The sequence below is a fragment of the Pseudomonas putida genome, from assembly GCF_025905425.1.
Taxonomy (GTDB): Bacteria; Pseudomonadota; Gammaproteobacteria; order Pseudomonadales; family Pseudomonadaceae; genus Aquipseudomonas; species Aquipseudomonas putida_AF.
This window is the reverse complement of the sequence record NZ_CP109603.1, coordinates 2029384-2043794: the sequence shown is the minus strand read 5'-3', so window position 1 is coordinate 2043794 and position 14411 is coordinate 2029384. Positions and strand designations below refer to the sequence as shown.

19 protein-coding genes are annotated in these 14411 nt (G+C 62.4%); 11 read left to right on the top strand and 8 right to left on the bottom strand.

Annotated elements, in window-relative coordinates:
- Positions 1 to 39 precede the first annotated feature (39 nt).
- Entirely contained in the window at positions 40 to 690 is a 651-nt protein-coding gene (locus OGV19_RS09165) for a GNAT family N-acetyltransferase (RefSeq protein WP_264313091.1), read from the bottom strand.
- A gap of 161 nt (positions 691 to 851) precedes the next feature.
- Between OGV19_RS09165 and xthA the strand changes: the two genes are divergently transcribed.
- A complete protein-coding gene (gene xthA, locus OGV19_RS09160; RefSeq protein WP_264313090.1) occupies positions 852 to 1664 on the top strand; it encodes an exodeoxyribonuclease III in 813 nt (270 codons plus the stop codon).
- Positions 1665 to 1794: 130 nt separating this feature from the next.
- On the top strand, positions 1795 to 2850 hold the full coding sequence (locus OGV19_RS27765) for an RHS repeat-associated core domain-containing protein (protein ID WP_413470117.1): 1056 nt from the start codon (positions 1795 to 1797) through the stop codon (positions 2848 to 2850).
- Between the two features lie 41 nt (positions 2851 to 2891).
- On the opposite strand, the gene OGV19_RS09150 is transcribed toward OGV19_RS27765, so the two are convergent.
- Genes OGV19_RS09150 through OGV19_RS09140 form a run of 3 tightly spaced genes read right to left on the bottom strand, consistent with a single transcriptional unit; the run spans position 2892 to position 4554 of the window.
- Positions 2892 to 3239, bottom strand: coding sequence for an ASCH domain-containing protein (locus OGV19_RS09150; protein ID WP_264313089.1), 348 nt, complete (start codon positions 3237 to 3239; stop codon positions 2892 to 2894).
- 44 nt (positions 3240 to 3283) lie between these two features.
- Positions 3284 to 4036 (bottom strand): anti-sigma factor family protein, encoded by a 753-nt coding sequence (locus OGV19_RS09145; RefSeq protein WP_264313088.1) that lies wholly within the window; start codon positions 4034 to 4036, stop codon positions 3284 to 3286.
- Entirely contained in the window at positions 4033 to 4554 is a 522-nt protein-coding gene (locus OGV19_RS09140) for a sigma-70 family RNA polymerase sigma factor (protein WP_264313087.1), read from the bottom strand. The genes OGV19_RS09145 and OGV19_RS09140 overlap by 4 nt, the downstream gene beginning before the upstream one ends.
- A gap of 124 nt (positions 4555 to 4678) precedes the next feature.
- On the opposite strand from OGV19_RS09140, the gene OGV19_RS09135 reads away from it, so the two are divergent.
- From OGV19_RS09135 to OGV19_RS09115, 5 genes are all read left to right on the top strand, one after another.
- The gene (locus OGV19_RS09135) at positions 4679 to 5731 is read left to right on the top strand and encodes a catalase family peroxidase (protein WP_264313919.1); all 1053 of its coding nucleotides are present in this window, start codon (positions 4679 to 4681) and stop codon (positions 5729 to 5731) included.
- Positions 5728 to 6261 (top strand): cytochrome b, encoded by a 534-nt coding sequence (locus tag OGV19_RS09130; RefSeq protein ID WP_264313086.1) that lies wholly within the window; start codon positions 5728 to 5730, stop codon positions 6259 to 6261. Before OGV19_RS09135 ends, OGV19_RS09130 begins: the two co-directional genes overlap by 4 nt.
- 86 nt (positions 6262 to 6347) lie before the next feature.
- Positions 6348 to 7553, top strand: a complete 1206-nt coding sequence (locus OGV19_RS09125; protein WP_264313085.1) for an MFS transporter — start codon at positions 6348 to 6350, stop codon at positions 7551 to 7553.
- 79 nt (positions 7554 to 7632) lie between these two features.
- Complete coding sequence (locus OGV19_RS09120) at positions 7633 to 8178, top strand: type II toxin-antitoxin system RelB family anti-toxin (protein ID WP_027594799.1); 546 nt, start codon at positions 7633 to 7635, stop codon at positions 8176 to 8178.
- A gap of 2 nt (positions 8179 to 8180) precedes the next feature.
- Positions 8181 to 8480 carry a DUF7693 family protein gene (locus tag OGV19_RS09115; RefSeq protein WP_264313084.1) on the top strand — a complete coding sequence of 100 codons (300 nt, stop codon included), beginning with the start codon at positions 8181 to 8183 and terminating at the stop codon, positions 8478 to 8480.
- Here the strand turns inward: OGV19_RS09115 and OGV19_RS09110 are convergent.
- Together OGV19_RS09110 and OGV19_RS09105 are read right to left on the bottom strand one after the other, a co-directional pair.
- On the bottom strand, positions 8453 to 9067 hold the full coding sequence (locus OGV19_RS09110) for a 2-hydroxychromene-2-carboxylate isomerase (protein ID WP_264313083.1): 615 nt from the start codon (positions 9065 to 9067) through the stop codon (positions 8453 to 8455). The genes OGV19_RS09115 and OGV19_RS09110 overlap by 28 nt on opposite strands.
- A gap of 28 nt (positions 9068 to 9095) precedes the next feature.
- A complete protein-coding gene (locus OGV19_RS09105) occupies positions 9096 to 9827 on the bottom strand; it encodes an SDR family oxidoreductase (protein ID WP_264313082.1) in 732 nt (243 codons plus the stop codon).
- Between the two features lie 88 nt (positions 9828 to 9915).
- Between OGV19_RS09105 and OGV19_RS09100 the strand changes: the two genes are divergently transcribed.
- A complete protein-coding gene (locus OGV19_RS09100; RefSeq protein ID WP_264313081.1) occupies positions 9916 to 10479 on the top strand; it encodes a TetR/AcrR family transcriptional regulator in 564 nt (187 codons plus the stop codon).
- Positions 10466 to 11059 carry an eCIS core domain-containing protein gene (locus tag OGV19_RS09095; RefSeq protein WP_264313080.1) on the top strand — a complete coding sequence of 198 codons (594 nt, stop codon included), beginning with the start codon at positions 10466 to 10468 and terminating at the stop codon, positions 11057 to 11059. The genes OGV19_RS09100 and OGV19_RS09095 overlap by 14 nt, the downstream gene beginning before the upstream one ends.
- Before the next feature lie 32 nt (positions 11060 to 11091).
- On the opposite strand, the gene OGV19_RS09090 is transcribed toward OGV19_RS09095, so the two are convergent.
- Positions 11092 to 12084 (bottom strand): bile acid:sodium symporter family protein, encoded by a 993-nt coding sequence (locus OGV19_RS09090; RefSeq protein ID WP_264313079.1) that lies wholly within the window; start codon positions 12082 to 12084, stop codon positions 11092 to 11094.
- A 119-nt stretch (positions 12085 to 12203) separates the two neighbouring features.
- Here OGV19_RS09090 and ampC point away from each other — a divergent pair, with 119 nt between their 5' ends.
- Both ampC and OGV19_RS09080 read left to right on the top strand, forming a co-directional pair.
- Entirely contained in the window at positions 12204 to 13346 is a 1143-nt protein-coding gene (ampC, locus tag OGV19_RS09085) for a class C beta-lactamase (RefSeq protein ID WP_264313078.1), read from the top strand.
- A 324-nt stretch (positions 13347 to 13670) separates the two neighbouring features.
- Positions 13671 to 14003: a hypothetical protein gene (locus OGV19_RS09080; protein ID WP_264313077.1), complete on the top strand. Its 333-nt coding sequence runs from the start codon at positions 13671 to 13673 to the stop codon at positions 14001 to 14003.
- 46 nt (positions 14004 to 14049) lie between these two features.
- On the opposite strand, the gene OGV19_RS09075 is transcribed toward OGV19_RS09080, so the two are convergent.
- Positions 14050 to 14361, bottom strand: coding sequence for a hypothetical protein (locus OGV19_RS09075; protein ID WP_264313076.1), 312 nt, complete (start codon positions 14359 to 14361; stop codon positions 14050 to 14052).
- Positions 14362 to 14411: the final 50 nt, after the last annotated feature.

Below are 14411 nucleotides of genomic sequence, written 5' to 3'. Positions count from 1 at the left end.
ACCAGAGCCGGGCGCTCAAGGGAGCCGTCTGGCGGCCTGTCAGGCAAAAGCGGAATTTGAAGAGACCGGGTTGGGATGGAAGAACACCCTTTCTCGGACTGGCCCTACAGCGACCTCGCCAATTTCTTCATAGCCCTGGCGCTGGTAGAACGCCAAGTAGTGCTCATTGCCGGTGTCCAGTACCACGCCCTGGGTACTGGGGTCTTCGGCGCACCAGTCATGTACAGCTTGTAACAATTGCTCGCCGTAATGGCGCCCCTGAAATTGCGGATGCACGCCCAGCAGCGGCAATACGTGCACCTGGTCCGTAGGCAGGCAGCTGGCCAATGCCGCCTGATAGTCCATGTAGCGCCGCGTGCAGCGCAGGCCGGTACCCAGCATCATGCGCAAACGCCAGGCCCAGCTGTCGGCCACCCCCAGCCTGCGCAGCGGCGGTACGATCAGCGCCAGGGCGATCAGGCGGTCATCCACCAGCAGGCCAATGGCCGGCAGTTGCAAATAGAAATGCTGGCGTACCCATTCACGCACCATGACGCGCAGGCGGCGCTCGTAACCTGGGCGCTGCGCCTCGAAAATGTAAGCGAAGGTAGGCTCGTGGCGGTAGGCGTTGTACAGCAGCGAACGCGCCTCCCGGCTATAACCATCGTCGAGCTGGCAGATACGGGCCGGGGTGGCAGTGGTGTCGGGCATTGCGGGCAGTCCTCCTGGAATGGGCTTACAGTGCCTTGGATAGGCTCGACCGGGCATCGTTCACCCCTACAGCACGTTAGCAGCAGCCCCCCGAACCCGCCACGCTGGTGATGACGCGCGATGTCGGCTAGCATCGCGGCTTTTACCGGGATTGTCTTTCCATGAAGATCGTCTGTTTCAACATCAACGGCCTGCGGGCCCGCCCGCATCAGCTGGCGGCACTGATCGACAAGCACCAGCCTGACGTGATCGGCCTGCAGGAAACCAAGGTCAGCGACGATCAGTTCCCACTGGCCGATGTCCAGGCACTGGGTTATCACGTGCACTACCACGGCCAGAAAGGTCACTACGGCGTCGCACTGCTGTCGCGCCAGCCCCCGCTCAGCCTGCACAAGGGCTTCGCCACCGATGAGGAAGACGCTCAGCGCCGCTTCATCTGGGGTACCTTCGCCGATGACAATGGCAACCCGATCACCATCATGAACGGCTACTTCCCCCAGGGTGAAAGCCGCGACCACCCCACCAAGTTCCCAGCCAAGCAGCGCTTCTACAGCGACCTGCAGGCCCTGCTCGAAAGCCAGTTCCGCAACGACCAACCGGTACTGGTGATGGGCGACATGAATATCTCGCCCCAGGACTGCGACATCGGCATCGGCCCGGACAACGCCAAGCGCTGGCTCAAGACCGGTAAATGCAGCTTCCTGCCCGAAGAGCGTGAGTGGCTGGAGCGCCTTAAAGGCTGGGGCTTGGTCGACAGCTTCCGCCACCTGCACCCGGAAGTGGCCGACCGCTTCAGCTGGTTCGATTACCGCAGCCGCGGTTTTGAGGATGAGCCCAAGCGCGGCCTGCGCATCGACCTGATCATGGCTTCGCAGCACTTGGTGCCACGGATCAAGGCGGCGGGTGTGGACTATGAATTGCGCGGCATGGAAAAGCCTTCCGACCATGCGCCGATTTGGTTGGAGCTGGGCTGATTTATAGCATCCAGAGCACTGGCGTTGTCGGTGCTTTAGATGCTCTGGAGCCCCTGATGCTTGTACACTTCACGCTTAATAGATCACCTATCAGAATTACCAGTTGCGCCCTCAGGCCCACCCTAGCAATATGCCCCCAACAGTGGCCAACCTTGAATTCATCATGAGTTCCAACAACCCGCTAGGGCTATTTTTTTATCAAAACGGCTATCTCGTTCTTGAGATAAGCGACACTACCACTCACACCTTCCTACGGCACCAAGACATTCCCTTAGCGCAAGCGTTTAAAAATGAGGCAAGTAGCCAAGCGATGCCACTGATTGCCGACCCGTATAATTCCATCCTACGCACGTTCGAGGAGGAGCCTGTCGCTGTCACGTATACGCCGTATGGACATTCCCCTGAACCTGAAGCTCGTCAACTTCTTGGATTCAATGGGCAACGCCGATCCATTGTGACAGGCCATTATATTCTCGGTAATGGCTACAGACTCTACTCCCCCCACCTCAACCGTTTCTGTTCACCTGATAGCTGGAGCCCATTTGGTAATGGTGGGTGCAACGCTTATGCCTATTGCGGTGGCGACCCTATAAATAGAACCGACCCCTCTGGGCACATGTACAGGTGGCAAAGTGGAATTATCCACAATGCTCGAGGGCGGCAACCTGCGGGTATTCAATTAATCGGTAACGCACCTCTTAATCGGCGTCGCGGATCGACTGCGTCCTCCACAGTTTCATCAAGCGAAAGCCTAAACTCAAATGCATCTTCGCGCTCCAGATCCAGGTCGCCTCTTAATAGAGAACGCAACCCTCATGAAACCTCAATGCAACGGCGCTCCTCAGTAGGATCGAATGCGTCAACCGCCACAGCCCCTTTACAGACATGGTCGCGTCGCGACTCAAGTTCAAGCACAGACTCAGGCACGACTGTTAACGAAGCTGGTGTTCCGCTCGACTTTATGTTTGATTCCAATGACCGCATCGGCAGAGACGTACTAAGCCATATGGCCAGCCATACCAACGTGCCAAGCGATAAGGAAATTTTTTTCAGGTTCAACAACCCAAGCACCACCGTTGGCATGCCGACTGGTGTTGAGCTACTCGAACTCAACTCTCCTAGCCATACCATCGAACGGATAAATATGGCTCGCATCAATCAACTCAAGAGACAGTCTAGGGTTTGATCGAACATTCCAGCGCGATGTTGATGGTCACCACCCGTCGCTCAGGGGAAATCTACCTCGTAAATGCCTCGGGCAGCGCGGGTAGGTAAAGCGCTTTCGATCGGTCGCACGTCGTCCAATTCCCACGCCAACCAGCCTTCTTCAAAGCGGCTTGCACAGGCGGCTTGCATGTCCGCGAATACGAATGGCCGAATAGCTTTGACACGTACTATCGCCACAGCGGTGCCATCGGCATCTTCTTCACCATCAACATGCAGGAACCGCCCGTTCTCAACAATTAGCAGATCTTCCGTAGGGTCGAGGTTTGCATACCAGCGACGTACTTCAAGGGTTTTCTCACCTGAAGCAATCCGACTACCATTCGGTCGGACAATTGATAAAGCTTTCATGACTTCCTCCTTAGAATTCGCCGGACGCTTACAGTTATGGGTCATTACAACCCCAACCGCAACGCCTCCCCTACCCCCGCCCCACGCGCATCGTCCGCCGCACTGACCAACGCAAAGTTGTACGCCCCATGCGACCAGTACCGCGCCTCCAGTTGGCCATCCACCCGCTGCCCATCCGGCATGCGTTCATAACGCTCACCGGGCGAGCGCAAAAACAGGCTGATACGTTCCCCCTTGCCATCCTGAAACACCAAGAGCGCCGCCGGCCCTTGCTCGTTGCTGAGCAACCGCGCGCCCACCGGCCTGAAGCCATACCCCGCCAGGTCCGGCAACTGTCCCACCCGGTTGAAGTGACGCCCCAGCCAATCACGCAATTGGGTCGGGTCGCTGGCCTGGATGTCCAAAGCCTCACTACCGGCAAACAACCGATGAGCCTGGACGGCGTCGGCCATGGGCAGGTCCACGCTGGCCAACAGGGCCTCGCGTGCCTGCCAACCGCCCACACCGCCAACGCCAAGTGCCAGCACTAAAACCGCCGCCGACGCCCAGCGCCGTTGACGGCGCTGGCGCAGCCGCTGCTTTAATTGGCCCAGATCCAGGTGCATGGCGCCCGGCTGCTCACCCAGGCCGGCCAATGCCGCGCGCAGCCGCCGAGCATCGCTGCGCCAGCCCTCGACCCTTGCCGCTTCCTGCGGGTTGGCCGCCAGCCAGGCCTTGACCTCAGCCCGGCGAGCAGGCGCCAGACGCTCATCGATATAGGCATGCAGCTCGTCTTCACTGGGGATCAGGCGCGTCATTTCAGTCTCCGCAAGGCCGGGGATTGGGGGTTGCCCTCGGTCAGTTCGCGCAAGGCACTGCGGGCGCGCGACAGGCGCGACATCACAGTACCAATGGGGATGCCCAAGGCCTGGGCGGCCTCCTTGTAGCTCAAACCTTCGATGCTCACCAGCAGCAGCAAGGCACGCTGCTCCGCCGACAGCCGGGCGAAGGCACGCAGGTCGGCCTGGGCCAGGACGATATCCTCGATGTTGCCGCCAACCGGCTCGCTTTCCACCTCGGCACGGCCGAACCAGGAGAGCCAACGGGCATGCAGGCGGTCACGGCGTTTGCCGTCAAGAAACAACCGGTAAAGGATGGTGAACAACCAGGCGCGCAGCGCCTCAGCCTCACGTTGCTGGCCATGACGGCTCAAAGCCCGCTCGACAGTGGCTTGCACCAGGTCGTCGGCGCTGCCCGGTTCACGCGTCAACCACAAGGCAAAGCGGCGCAGACGCGCTAGCAGTTCGCGCCACTGGTGTTCGTCCAGATCGTGCATGGCAATTTCCCGGCCTCTGGGGTTGTCAGTGTATGAGGCAGACGCCCGGCAACAAAATCTATTCCCGCCGAGGGAATAAGTTTTCCCCTGCGCCGTCGTACCGGCACCTTCACAGAACTGGACGCTGACCATGAACTCACCTTTGCACGGCCCCGCCAAGGCGCTGCGCCTGGCGGCCATCGGCGCTGTCATGCTGGCCGCGGGCGCAGGTTTTGCCTATGCCGCAGGCTGGATCGGCGCACCTGCCCTGACGCCAAAGCGCATCATCGACACCTTCGAGGCCCAAGCAGGGCACTACCCGGGCTACCGCAAAAACCACGCCAAAGGCCTGTGCGTCAGCGGCTACTTCCAGGCCAGCGGGCAGGCCGCCAGCCTGTCCACGGCGCGGGTTTTCAGCCAGGCACGGGTGCCCGTGATCGGCCGTTTCGCCATCGGTGGCGCCAACCCGTTCGCACCCGACACGGCAATCCCGGTGCGCAGCCTGGCGCTTCAGCTAACCACCGACGACGGGCAGGTCTGGCGTACCGGCATGAACAACCCGCCGGTGCTGGCGGTAAGTACCCCCCAAGCGTTCTACGAACAAGTCCTGGCCAGCACACCGGACCCAGCCACCGGCAAGCCGGACCCGGCCAGGCAGAAGGCCTTCTTTGCCGCCCACCCCGAAAGTGCGGCGTTCCGCCAGTGGGCTGCGAGCTACAAGCCAAGCAACAGCTTCGCCAGCACCCAGTACCACAGCATCAATGCCTTTCGCCTGATCGACGCCGCCGGGGCGGCCCAGCCGGTACGCTGGCAACTGGAGCCGCAAAGCCCTTTTACCGCGCTGCCTGGGCAGGTGGACGACAAACAGTTCTTGCAGCATGACCTGCAACAGCGCCTTGCCCAAGGGCCGCTGCGCTGGACCCTGCGCCTGGTCCTGGCCGAGCCTGGCGATGCCGTGGACAACCCTGCCAGCCCCTGGCCTGCGCAACGGCCCAGCGTGGATGCCGGCACCCTCGTGCTCGAACAGGTCGACGCGCCTGAGCAAGGCGCTTGCCGCGACCTTAACTTCGACCCGCTGATCCTGCCCCACGGCATCGAAGCGTCCGCCGACCCGATTCTTGCCGCACGGTCGGCCGCGTATTCGGAATCGTTCAACCGTCGCAGCCGTGAATCGCTCGGCACTGGAGCCCGCCCATGAAACCCGAAGCCTTCCACCCCCTCGCCCGCTTATTGCACTGGCTGATGGCCGTGTTGATCCTTGCCATGCTGTTCATCGGTGTGAGCATGGTCAGTGACTTATCACTACGCCACCCCGTGCTGATCAGCCTGCACAAGGCAACGGGCCTGGCTTTGCTGGTGCTGGTGGTTGTGCGTATCGGCCTGCGCCTGGCCCTGCCCCACCCACCCTTGCCACGCGACCTGCCACCGCTGCAACGGTTCGCCGCCGGGGCCTCGCATGCGCTGCTCTATGGTCTGATGCTGGCCATGCCACTGCTGGGCTGGGCCATGCTGTCGGCTGGCGGCTATCCACGGCCCCTGCAGCTACCTGCCATCACCCCGCATGACCTGCAGCTGTATGCCGTGCTACGCCAAGCCCACGGCTGGGCAGGCTACCTGCTTTTCGCGACGATTGTGCTGCACCTGGGCGCGGCGCTGATGCATGCCCTGGTGCGCCGCGACGGCGTCTTGCGTAGCATGTGGCCTGGCCCCCTGCGTCGCAGCAACTGAGTCATGGCAGCCCAGGGAGTTCGACATTCAATAATTATTCTTATTAAGATCAGCGTACTTATCGCTGAACCTCTCTGGACTGCCCTATGAACGTCGCAAAGGATTCTGCCACTCTCGTTCCTGCAAGCACCCTGGACTTACGCCCACTGCTGCTGGCCAACATGGCCTGCACCATGTCGATGATGGCCTTCGTCGCGCTGATCGGCCCGATCGCCCGCCAACTCGGCATGGCCACCTGGCAGGCCGGCGCCGCCGTGACCGTGGCGGGCGTGGTCTGGGTGCTGCTGGCTCGCCCGTGGGGCCGCGCGGCCGACCGGCTGGGACGCCGGCGCGTGCTGCTGCTCGGCAGCGCAGGTTTCACCCTCGCCTACTGGCTGTTGTGCCTGTTCGTCGAAGGCGCGCTGCGCTGGCTGCCAGGCGCAACCCTGGCCTTCATCGGCCTGATGCTCGCGCGCGGTTGCATCGGGGCCTTCTACGCCGCTATCCCGGTGGCCTGCAACGCACTGATCGCCGACCATGTCGAACCACAGCGCCGGGCGCGGGCCATGGCCTCGCTGGGGGCGGCGAATGCGGTCGGCCTGGTGCTTGGGCCGGCACTGGCTGCACTGCTGGCACGGCATAGCCTGAGCCTGCCGTTCCACATCATGTCGCTGCTGCCGGTGTGCGCGTTCTTCGTGCTGCTGTTCACACTCAAGCCGCAGGCACTGGCCCGCAGCCATGCGCCCAGCCCGGTGCGACTGAACGACCCACGGCTGCGCCGGCCTTTACTGGTGGCCTTCAGTGCCATGCTCAGTGTGACGGTGTCACAGATTATCGTCGGCTTCTTCGCCCTTGACCGCCTGCATCTGGGCCCGACCGAAGCCGCCCAGGCCGCCGGTATCGCCCTGACCACGGTGGGTGTGGCACTGATGCTGGCGCAGGTCCTGCTGCGCCAACTGGAGTGGCCGCCGTTGAAGATGATCCGGGTAGGCGCCAGTGTTTCGGCAGTGGGCTTTGCCTGCGGCGCGCTGGCGACCACGGCGCCCTGGCTGTGGGGCTGTTTCTTCGTCGCCGCCGCCGGCATGGGCTTTGTCTTCCCGGCCTTTTCGGCGCTGGCGGCCAATGCCATGCACGCCTCGGAACAAGGCGCCACAGCCGGCTCGATCGGCGCCGCTCAGGGCATGGGCGCGGTGATCGGGCCACTGGCCGGCACCCTGGTGTATGCCCTTGATCCGCGCTTGCCGTTCCTGGCAGTGGCGGCGCTGTTACTGCTGGTAGGGCTATGGCCGATGCCACGCGAGCCACGCGCCTGATAAGCACAGCGCGCAAGCCTCAAGAGTGTGTTTTAATGCCTCGCTCATTATTTTTGACACCTCTAATTACAAGGCGGCTATGGACACGGGGACGCGACTCAAACTGGTGCGTGAACGCAACAACCTCTCCCAACGGGAACTGGCCCGCCGCAGCGGGCTGACCAACTCGACGATCTCGCAGATCGAACAGAACCGCGTCAGCCCTTCGGTCAGCTCCCTGAAAAAACTGCTCGAAGGGATCCCGATGAGCCTGGCGGAGTTCTTCAGCTTCGACGAGCCGGTGCGGGAAGAGCGCTTCGTGTTCCGCGCCAGCGAGCAGCCAGACCTGGGCCGTAACGGCCTGCGCATGCTGCTGGTCGGCGCCAGTGTCGAGGCCCGGCAAATGCGCATGCTGCGTGAGCTGTACGCACCGGGTGCCGACTCGGGCGAGCCTATCGTGCATGCAGAGGGCGAAGAGTGCGGCCTGGTCACCCGGGGCACTGTCGAGCTGTGGGTCGATGGCCAGGTCAGCGTGCTCAACTCGGGCGATGGCTACTACATCCCCACCACCCTGCCACACAGTTTCAAGAACATCGGCCAGGATGAGGCTGAGATCATCAGCGCCAATACCCCGGCGAATTTCTAATTGTGAATCGGAGCGGTGCAGTGAGCACCCGAGAAGCCTATCAGCGCTTGCGCGACGCGGCCCTCGGTGTTCAGCCCCTGCAAATCAGGGCCCAGCACGGTGAAGGCCTGGTCGATGTGGTGATCGAAGGCTGGCAGATGACCCTGGCCCTGGACGCCGAAGGCCTTGCCCATTGCGTCCACTGCCAGGCGCCCAACGGCGACCAGGCCGGGCTTGATGACTGGCACCGCTACGGCACCAACCCGGCCGACCTGCTCAGCCTGTGGGAACGCACTCAGCTGGAAACACGCCTGGCGGGCTGATGCAGCGCGTCCTCGACAAAGTCCAGGCGGTCTTGCCCGAAGAACATCTGCTCACCGACGAAGCAGGTCGGTGCACCAAACACACCGCGTGCCACCGCGTCCTCTGTCGCTTGCTTGAGCGCAGCCTTCACCTGCGCATCACCTGCCAGTGCACTGAACGCAGCCAAGTCGAAGCCGGCCTGCTCCAATGTCTGCTGCAACACTGCCGCGTCACCAAGATTACGCCGCGCCCCCCACAGCCCGTTGAACAGTGCCGTCAACAGCGCCTCGAAGCGCTCCGGGTGTTGTAATTGCGTGCCGATCACACCCCGCATCAGCATCAACGTATTGAGCGGGAACCCCGGCGGTAGCCCGAACGGTACGCCGTAGCGCTCGGCAAAGCGTGCCAGGTCGGTGAACAGGTAGCGGCCCTTGGCCGGGATCATTGCCGGCGAGGCATTGCCGGTGGCCTGAAACACCCCGCCCAGGAGCATAGGCCGGTAGAGCAGCGTTGCGCCTTGGCGAGCACACAGGCCAGGCAGTTGGGTCCACGCCAGGTAACTGGCCGGGCTGCCCAGGTCAAAGAAGAATTCGACAGTCTTGCTCATAGGTACGGTCCTTGATCGATGAGAGGGTTTACCAGCGTTCCATCCAGGGGCGCAGGTCCAGCTCGAATGTCCAGGCGTCGCGCGGCTGGGCGTGAAGGAACCAGTAGTTATCGGCGATGTGGGCCGGGTCGAGGATGCCATCCTGGTCCTTGAGGGCGTAGCGCTCGGGGAAGCTGTCGCGAATGAACGCGGTATCGATGGCCCCATCCACCACCACGTGGGCCACATGGATATTACGCGGCCCCAGCTCCCGCGCCATGCTCTGGGCCAAGGCCCGCAAGCCGTGCTTGGCGCCGGCAAATGCGGCAAAGCCGGCGGCGCCCCGAGTGCCTGCGGTAGCGCCTGTGAACAGAATCGTGCCGCGCTCACGCAGCACCATGCGCCGAGCCACTGCCTGCGCAGTCAAGAACCCGGCAAAACAGGCCATTTCCCAGATCTTGAAGTACTTGCGCGGGGTTTCATCCAGAATACTGCACGGCACATTAGCGCCAATATTGAAGACAAACGCCTCGATCGGGCCAATATCACGCTCAATGGTCTCGACCAGCGCCGCCACCTCTTCTTCGTTGCGCGCATCGGAGCCAAAACCATGGGCCTGGCCGCCCGCTGCACGGATTTCCTCCAGCAACGGTTGCAGTTTGTCTGCCTGTCGGCGGGTAACACAGGCGACGTAGCCCTCCCGGGCAAATCGCTTGGCGATCTCGCCACCGGTGGCATCCCCTGCGCCGATCACCAGCACTACTTTTTGTTGTCGAGTCATGTGCGCCTCTTTGGTGAATGATCGTTTAGTAAACGAACGCTATGTTATGATCGCCCCTATCGTCAAGCCAGCGCGCAGAGGTTCATGAATGCGCTATACCCCCGAACACAAACAACAAACCCGCGAGAAGCTGTTGGCCACCAGCGGTGCGTTGGCCAAACGCGGCGGTTTCACCAGCACCGGCGTGGCCGGGCTGATGAAAGCCATCGGCCTGACCGGCGGCGCTTTTTACAATCACTTCCCGTCCAAGGACGATCTGTTCACCGAAGTGGTTCGCCAAGAACTGTGCAACAGCCCGCTGGCACGCCTGGCCAGCCAAGGTGCCAGCCGCGAGCGCCTTGGCCGTTGCCTGCAGCAGTACCTGAGCCTGGCCCACCTGCACAATGCCGAAGGTGGCTGCCCATTGCCGCCGCTGGGGGTAGAAATCGCACGTGCCGAACAACCGGTGCGCGAGGTGGCCGAGCATTGGCTGGTCGAGTTGCACAAGGCCTGGGGGGCAACCCTTGAGGATGAGGAACTGGCCTGGGTGTTGATCAGCCAATGCGTCGGCGCCTTGCTGGTCGGGCGCATGCTGGCCAGCGAGGCGGTGCAGTCGCAGGTACTGGATGCCAGCCGCAACTTCGTCGAAAAGGCCTTGAATGAAAGCCCTTAGCCTGTTGTTTGGGCTGCTCCTGAGCCTGCCGGTAGTTGCTGAACAGGCCTGCCCGCCGGGGCAGTACCAGGTCTGCCTGATGGGGTGTTTCTGCGCCCCGGTCGACCCTGGGCAGGCGGGGCAGATTCTAAAGGACGTGGAAACCATGGCGTCGACCAGCCTGGCCTACGCATTGCGTCAAGCCCGCGACGAGGCCAGCACCAGCGGCAGTGAACCGATCCCACTGCACATCCGCGCCCAGCTCGAACCCTGGTATGACTTCGCCGTGCTCGATGCCGCACGCTTCAGGGTGGGCAACGAGCAGCAGATGAGCGCGGCCAATGCCATGCTGCAGAACCCCGATGTAAACGCCGTGACACTGATCGACACGATCATCTTCCGTCATGCCAGCGATGCCGAAGACAACGTGGCCCTGTGGGCGCACGAGCTCAAGCATGTGCAGCAGTACCAGGCACTGGGGGTCGAGGAATTCGCCCGGCGCTACACACGTGATTTCAATGACCTTGAAGGGCCGGCCTACAAGATCGAGGCCGACGTTGCCAAGGCGCTGCGAGCGCGGAGTTCAGGCCAGGCCAGGTGAACTTCCCCGGCTAAATCAATGGAGGTGGCGTTTCAGGACGCCGCCGAGGCCTTCTCGCCCACCTCCTCGCGGCTGGCGTAACGCTGTGCCAGCACCGCGCAGACCATCAGCTGGATCTGATGGAACAGCATCAGCGGCAGGATCATCGCGCCAATACCACTGCCCACGAACAGCACCTGGGCCATTGGCACCCCAGTGGCCAGGCTTTTCTTCGAGCCGGCGAACAGAATGGTAATGCGGTCTTCCAGGTCAAAGCCAAGCAGCTTGCCGAGCAGACGGGTGCCATACAGCACCACCGCCAGCAAGATCCCGCAGACGACAAACAGCCCTGCCAGGTGTTGTGGCGATACCGTGTGCCACAGGCCAGTCACCACCGCCTCACTGAACGCGGTGTAGACCACCAGCAGGATCGATCCCTGGTCCACGACCTTGAGCCAGCGCGCGTTGCGCTTGACCCATGCGCCAATCCAGCGGCGGGCGATCTGCCCGGCAACGAAAGGCACCAGCAACTGCAGGGTGATCTTCAGCACTGCATCCAGGCCAGAGCCAGTGTCACCGCTGGCGCCCAGCAACATCATCACCAGCAATGGCGTGAGGAAGATACCCAGCAGGCTGGAGGCCGCAGCACTGCAAATGGCGGCTGGCACGTTGCCGCGGGCCAGGGAGGTGAACGCAATGGCCGACTGCACCGTGGCCGGCAACGCGCACAGATACAGCACGCCCAGGTACAGCTCGGTGCCCACCAGCGGCACAAACAGCGGCTTGAACGCCAACCCCAGCAACGGGAACAGTACAAACGTGCAGGAGAACACTAACGCGTGCAGGCGCCAGTGCCCGGCCCCGGCGATGATCGCTTCGCGCGACAACTTGGCACCGTGCAGGAAGAACAGCAGGCCGATGGCAAGATTGGTCAGCCAGCCGAAATACACCGCACCGTCACCCGAGCAGGGCAGCACAGTGGCGATGAGCACCACCCCGAGCAAGGCCAGGGTGAAATTGTCGAATAGCATGCGCAAATATTTCATCACAGGTTCCGTCTTGTCATTGTGCAAGGGCAGACGATAAGGTCTGCGGCTTTTCTTCGCTAACGCCGGAACCCCCACCGGTGTCGCTGAACGGACACTTTCCAACAAAGGACCTGCCCATGCCCCGCCTCCGCTTGGCTTCGCTCGCTGCGGCCATCACACTTGCCCTGGGCCACACAGCCGCACAGGCCGACGACACGCTGCAAGCCCGCGTCGATCAAATCATTGGCCCGCTGATGCACGAGCAAGGCATTGCCGGCATGGCCGTGGCCGTGTATGCCCATGGCCAGGCCCACTATTTCAACTATGGCGTGGCCAGCAAGGCCGAAGGCACGCCTGTGACCCGTGACACGCTGTTCGAGGTCGGCTCGCTGAGCAAGACCTACACGGCCACCCTCGCCGCCCTGGCCAGCGCCGAAGGCAAGCTGGACCTGAACGCCCCCGCAAAGCGCTACCTGCCTGCGCTGGCCGGGGCGCCATTGGGGGACGCCAGCGTGCTGGAGTTGGGTGCCTACAGCGCCGACTGCCTGCCGTTACAGTTCCCGGATGAAGTACAGACGCCGCAACAGGTCGTGGACTTCTTCCGCAACTGGCAGCCGCGTGCCGAGCGTGGTACTCAGCGTTGCTATTCCAACCCGAGCCTGGGCCTGTTCGGCGACTTGGCTGCACGCGCGCAGCAACGCCCCTTTGCTGCCCTGATGAACCAGGGCCTGCTGGCGCAAATGGGCCTGAAACATACCTACTTGCATGTCCCAGCCAGTGCCCAAGGGCTCTATGCCCAGGGCTACGATGCAGAGGACCGGCCTGTACGCGTAAGCGCTGGGCCCTACGCCGATGAGGCCTATGGCATCAAGACCAGCGCCAGCGACCTGCTGCGCTATGTGCGTCTGCACATGCAGCCAGACGGGCTGCCCCCTGCTCTGACCCAAGCCATCGACATTACCCAAATGGGCTACTTCCAGGTCGGCGCCATGACCCAGGGCCTAGGTTGGGAGCGTTACCCGTATCCGGTCGAGCTGAACACCCTGGTCGATGGCAACAGCCCACGCCTGATCCGTGAGCCCCAGGCAACCACTCGCCTGGTCCCTGCCCGCCCGGCCCTGCGCGAGGCCTGGTACAACAAGACCGGCGCAACCAATGGTTTTGGCGCGTATGCCGCTTTTATTCCTGCCGAAAAAATGGCCGTCGTGTTGCTGGCCAACCGTAATTATCCGAACGAAGACCGCGTGCGTGCGGCCTACCGGATTCTTGATGGCCTGTGAAGGCATGGGCAGATTCTGCACGGCGTGCACGCTGGATTGTCGAACAAAATGACAAGAATGTAGTGCCTAAAAATATTCACTACAAAACTGTTGACGCCGTTCATCGCCCTTGGGCATGATGAAGCCGTCTCCCTGATCGGGAGCGGTGGCAAGGGTGTTCCAGACGGCCTGCGCGGTAACGCAGGCCGTCCGTGGAGAGGGAACTGTCCAAAAGGCAGCGTGTGAAAGCCCCTGTTGCGATGCTGCTGTAGCAGCCTTGGTAGTGCGCTACACCGTGGTAGCGCCAACTGTGAAAATCACCTACGAATGGGTAATGGGGGCTTTATGATGAACTTGAACAACAATCCCACAATCGACCAATTGGCCCAGCTGTTCGCCGTGCGCAAGGACAGCCTCGACGACCATCTGCTGTGGGTTAGCCAAACCGGTGAAGTGCGTCTCGACCGCCTGCCACCAAACTCCATCGAAGCTGAATTCGAAGAGCACCTGCCGAGCATGCGTGCCCGCTTCAAGGTCTACCGCCGTGGCCAAGGCTACGTCGGCAAGAAGGCCGCCGCCGACACCGAGTTCGTTGGCCGCGTGCTGCAGACCCTGCAACAAGAATGGCCAGCCGCCCGTGAGCGGCAGGCAGTCAAGGTGATCGAACCGCTCAACTGAGTGGCCTCACCTAACATTGAGCCCGGCCCGCAAAGGCCGGGCTTTTTCATGCCCGCCGACGGGGCCGCGACATGGCCGGCAATGGCAAGGCGCCAGTGGCCAGTGCCCGGGCCCGCTCGACGCCCCAGACCAACGCACGGGTCATGGTCTCGCCAGGGCGCGTCGGGTAGTACTCTTCCAGCAATGCCCGGCCATTGCCTGCGTACACGCCGAGAAACAACTGGGTGGCGCCGAGGCGCGACAGACGCACCTGCACGTCGAGCGTGGTGCCGTCACTGAGCGCTTCATCGTGGCTGCGGCTGTGCAGTTGAGCGTCGGCCCACTGCCAATAGGTCCCTTCCCTGACTCGCATGAGCATTCAATCTCCCTTTGCTGAAATGCCGCGCCAGAAAACCACATCCGCAGCCG

Coding starts and splice junctions, on each gene's coding strand:
- OGV19_RS09165 (WP_264313091.1), bottom strand. CDS start 690: ATGCCCGACACCACTGCCACCCCGGCCCGTATCTGCCAGCTCGACGAT.
- xthA (WP_264313090.1), top strand. CDS start 852: ATGAAGATCGTCTGTTTCAACATCAACGGCCTGCGGGCCCGCCCGCAT.
- OGV19_RS27765 (WP_413470117.1), top strand. CDS start 1,795: ATGCCCCCAACAGTGGCCAACCTTGAATTCATCATGAGTTCCAACAAC.
- OGV19_RS09150 (WP_264313089.1), bottom strand. CDS start 3,239: ATGAAAGCTTTATCAATTGTCCGACCGAATGGTAGTCGGATTGCTTCA.
- OGV19_RS09145 (WP_264313088.1), bottom strand. CDS start 4,036: ATGACGCGCCTGATCCCCAGTGAAGACGAGCTGCATGCCTATATCGAT.
- OGV19_RS09140 (WP_264313087.1), bottom strand. CDS start 4,554: ATGCACGATCTGGACGAACACCAGTGGCGCGAACTGCTAGCGCGTCTG.
- OGV19_RS09130 (WP_264313086.1), top strand. CDS start 5,728: ATGAAACCCGAAGCCTTCCACCCCCTCGCCCGCTTATTGCACTGGCTG.
- OGV19_RS09125 (WP_264313085.1), top strand. CDS start 6,348: ATGAACGTCGCAAAGGATTCTGCCACTCTCGTTCCTGCAAGCACCCTG.
- OGV19_RS09120 (WP_027594799.1), top strand. CDS start 7,633: ATGGACACGGGGACGCGACTCAAACTGGTGCGTGAACGCAACAACCTC.
- OGV19_RS09110 (WP_264313083.1), bottom strand. CDS start 9,067: ATGAGCAAGACTGTCGAATTCTTCTTTGACCTGGGCAGCCCGGCCAGT.
- OGV19_RS09105 (WP_264313082.1), bottom strand. CDS start 9,827: ATGACTCGACAACAAAAAGTAGTGCTGGTGATCGGCGCAGGGGATGCC.
- OGV19_RS09100 (WP_264313081.1), top strand. CDS start 9,916: ATGCGCTATACCCCCGAACACAAACAACAAACCCGCGAGAAGCTGTTG.
- OGV19_RS09095 (WP_264313080.1), top strand. CDS start 10,466: ATGAAAGCCCTTAGCCTGTTGTTTGGGCTGCTCCTGAGCCTGCCGGTA.
- OGV19_RS09090 (WP_264313079.1), bottom strand. CDS start 12,084: ATGAAATATTTGCGCATGCTATTCGACAATTTCACCCTGGCCTTGCTC.
- ampC (WP_264313078.1), top strand. CDS start 12,204: ATGCCCCGCCTCCGCTTGGCTTCGCTCGCTGCGGCCATCACACTTGCC.
- OGV19_RS09080 (WP_264313077.1), top strand. CDS start 13,671: ATGATGAACTTGAACAACAATCCCACAATCGACCAATTGGCCCAGCTG.
- OGV19_RS09075 (WP_264313076.1), bottom strand. CDS start 14,361: ATGCTCATGCGAGTCAGGGAAGGGACCTATTGGCAGTGGGCCGACGCT.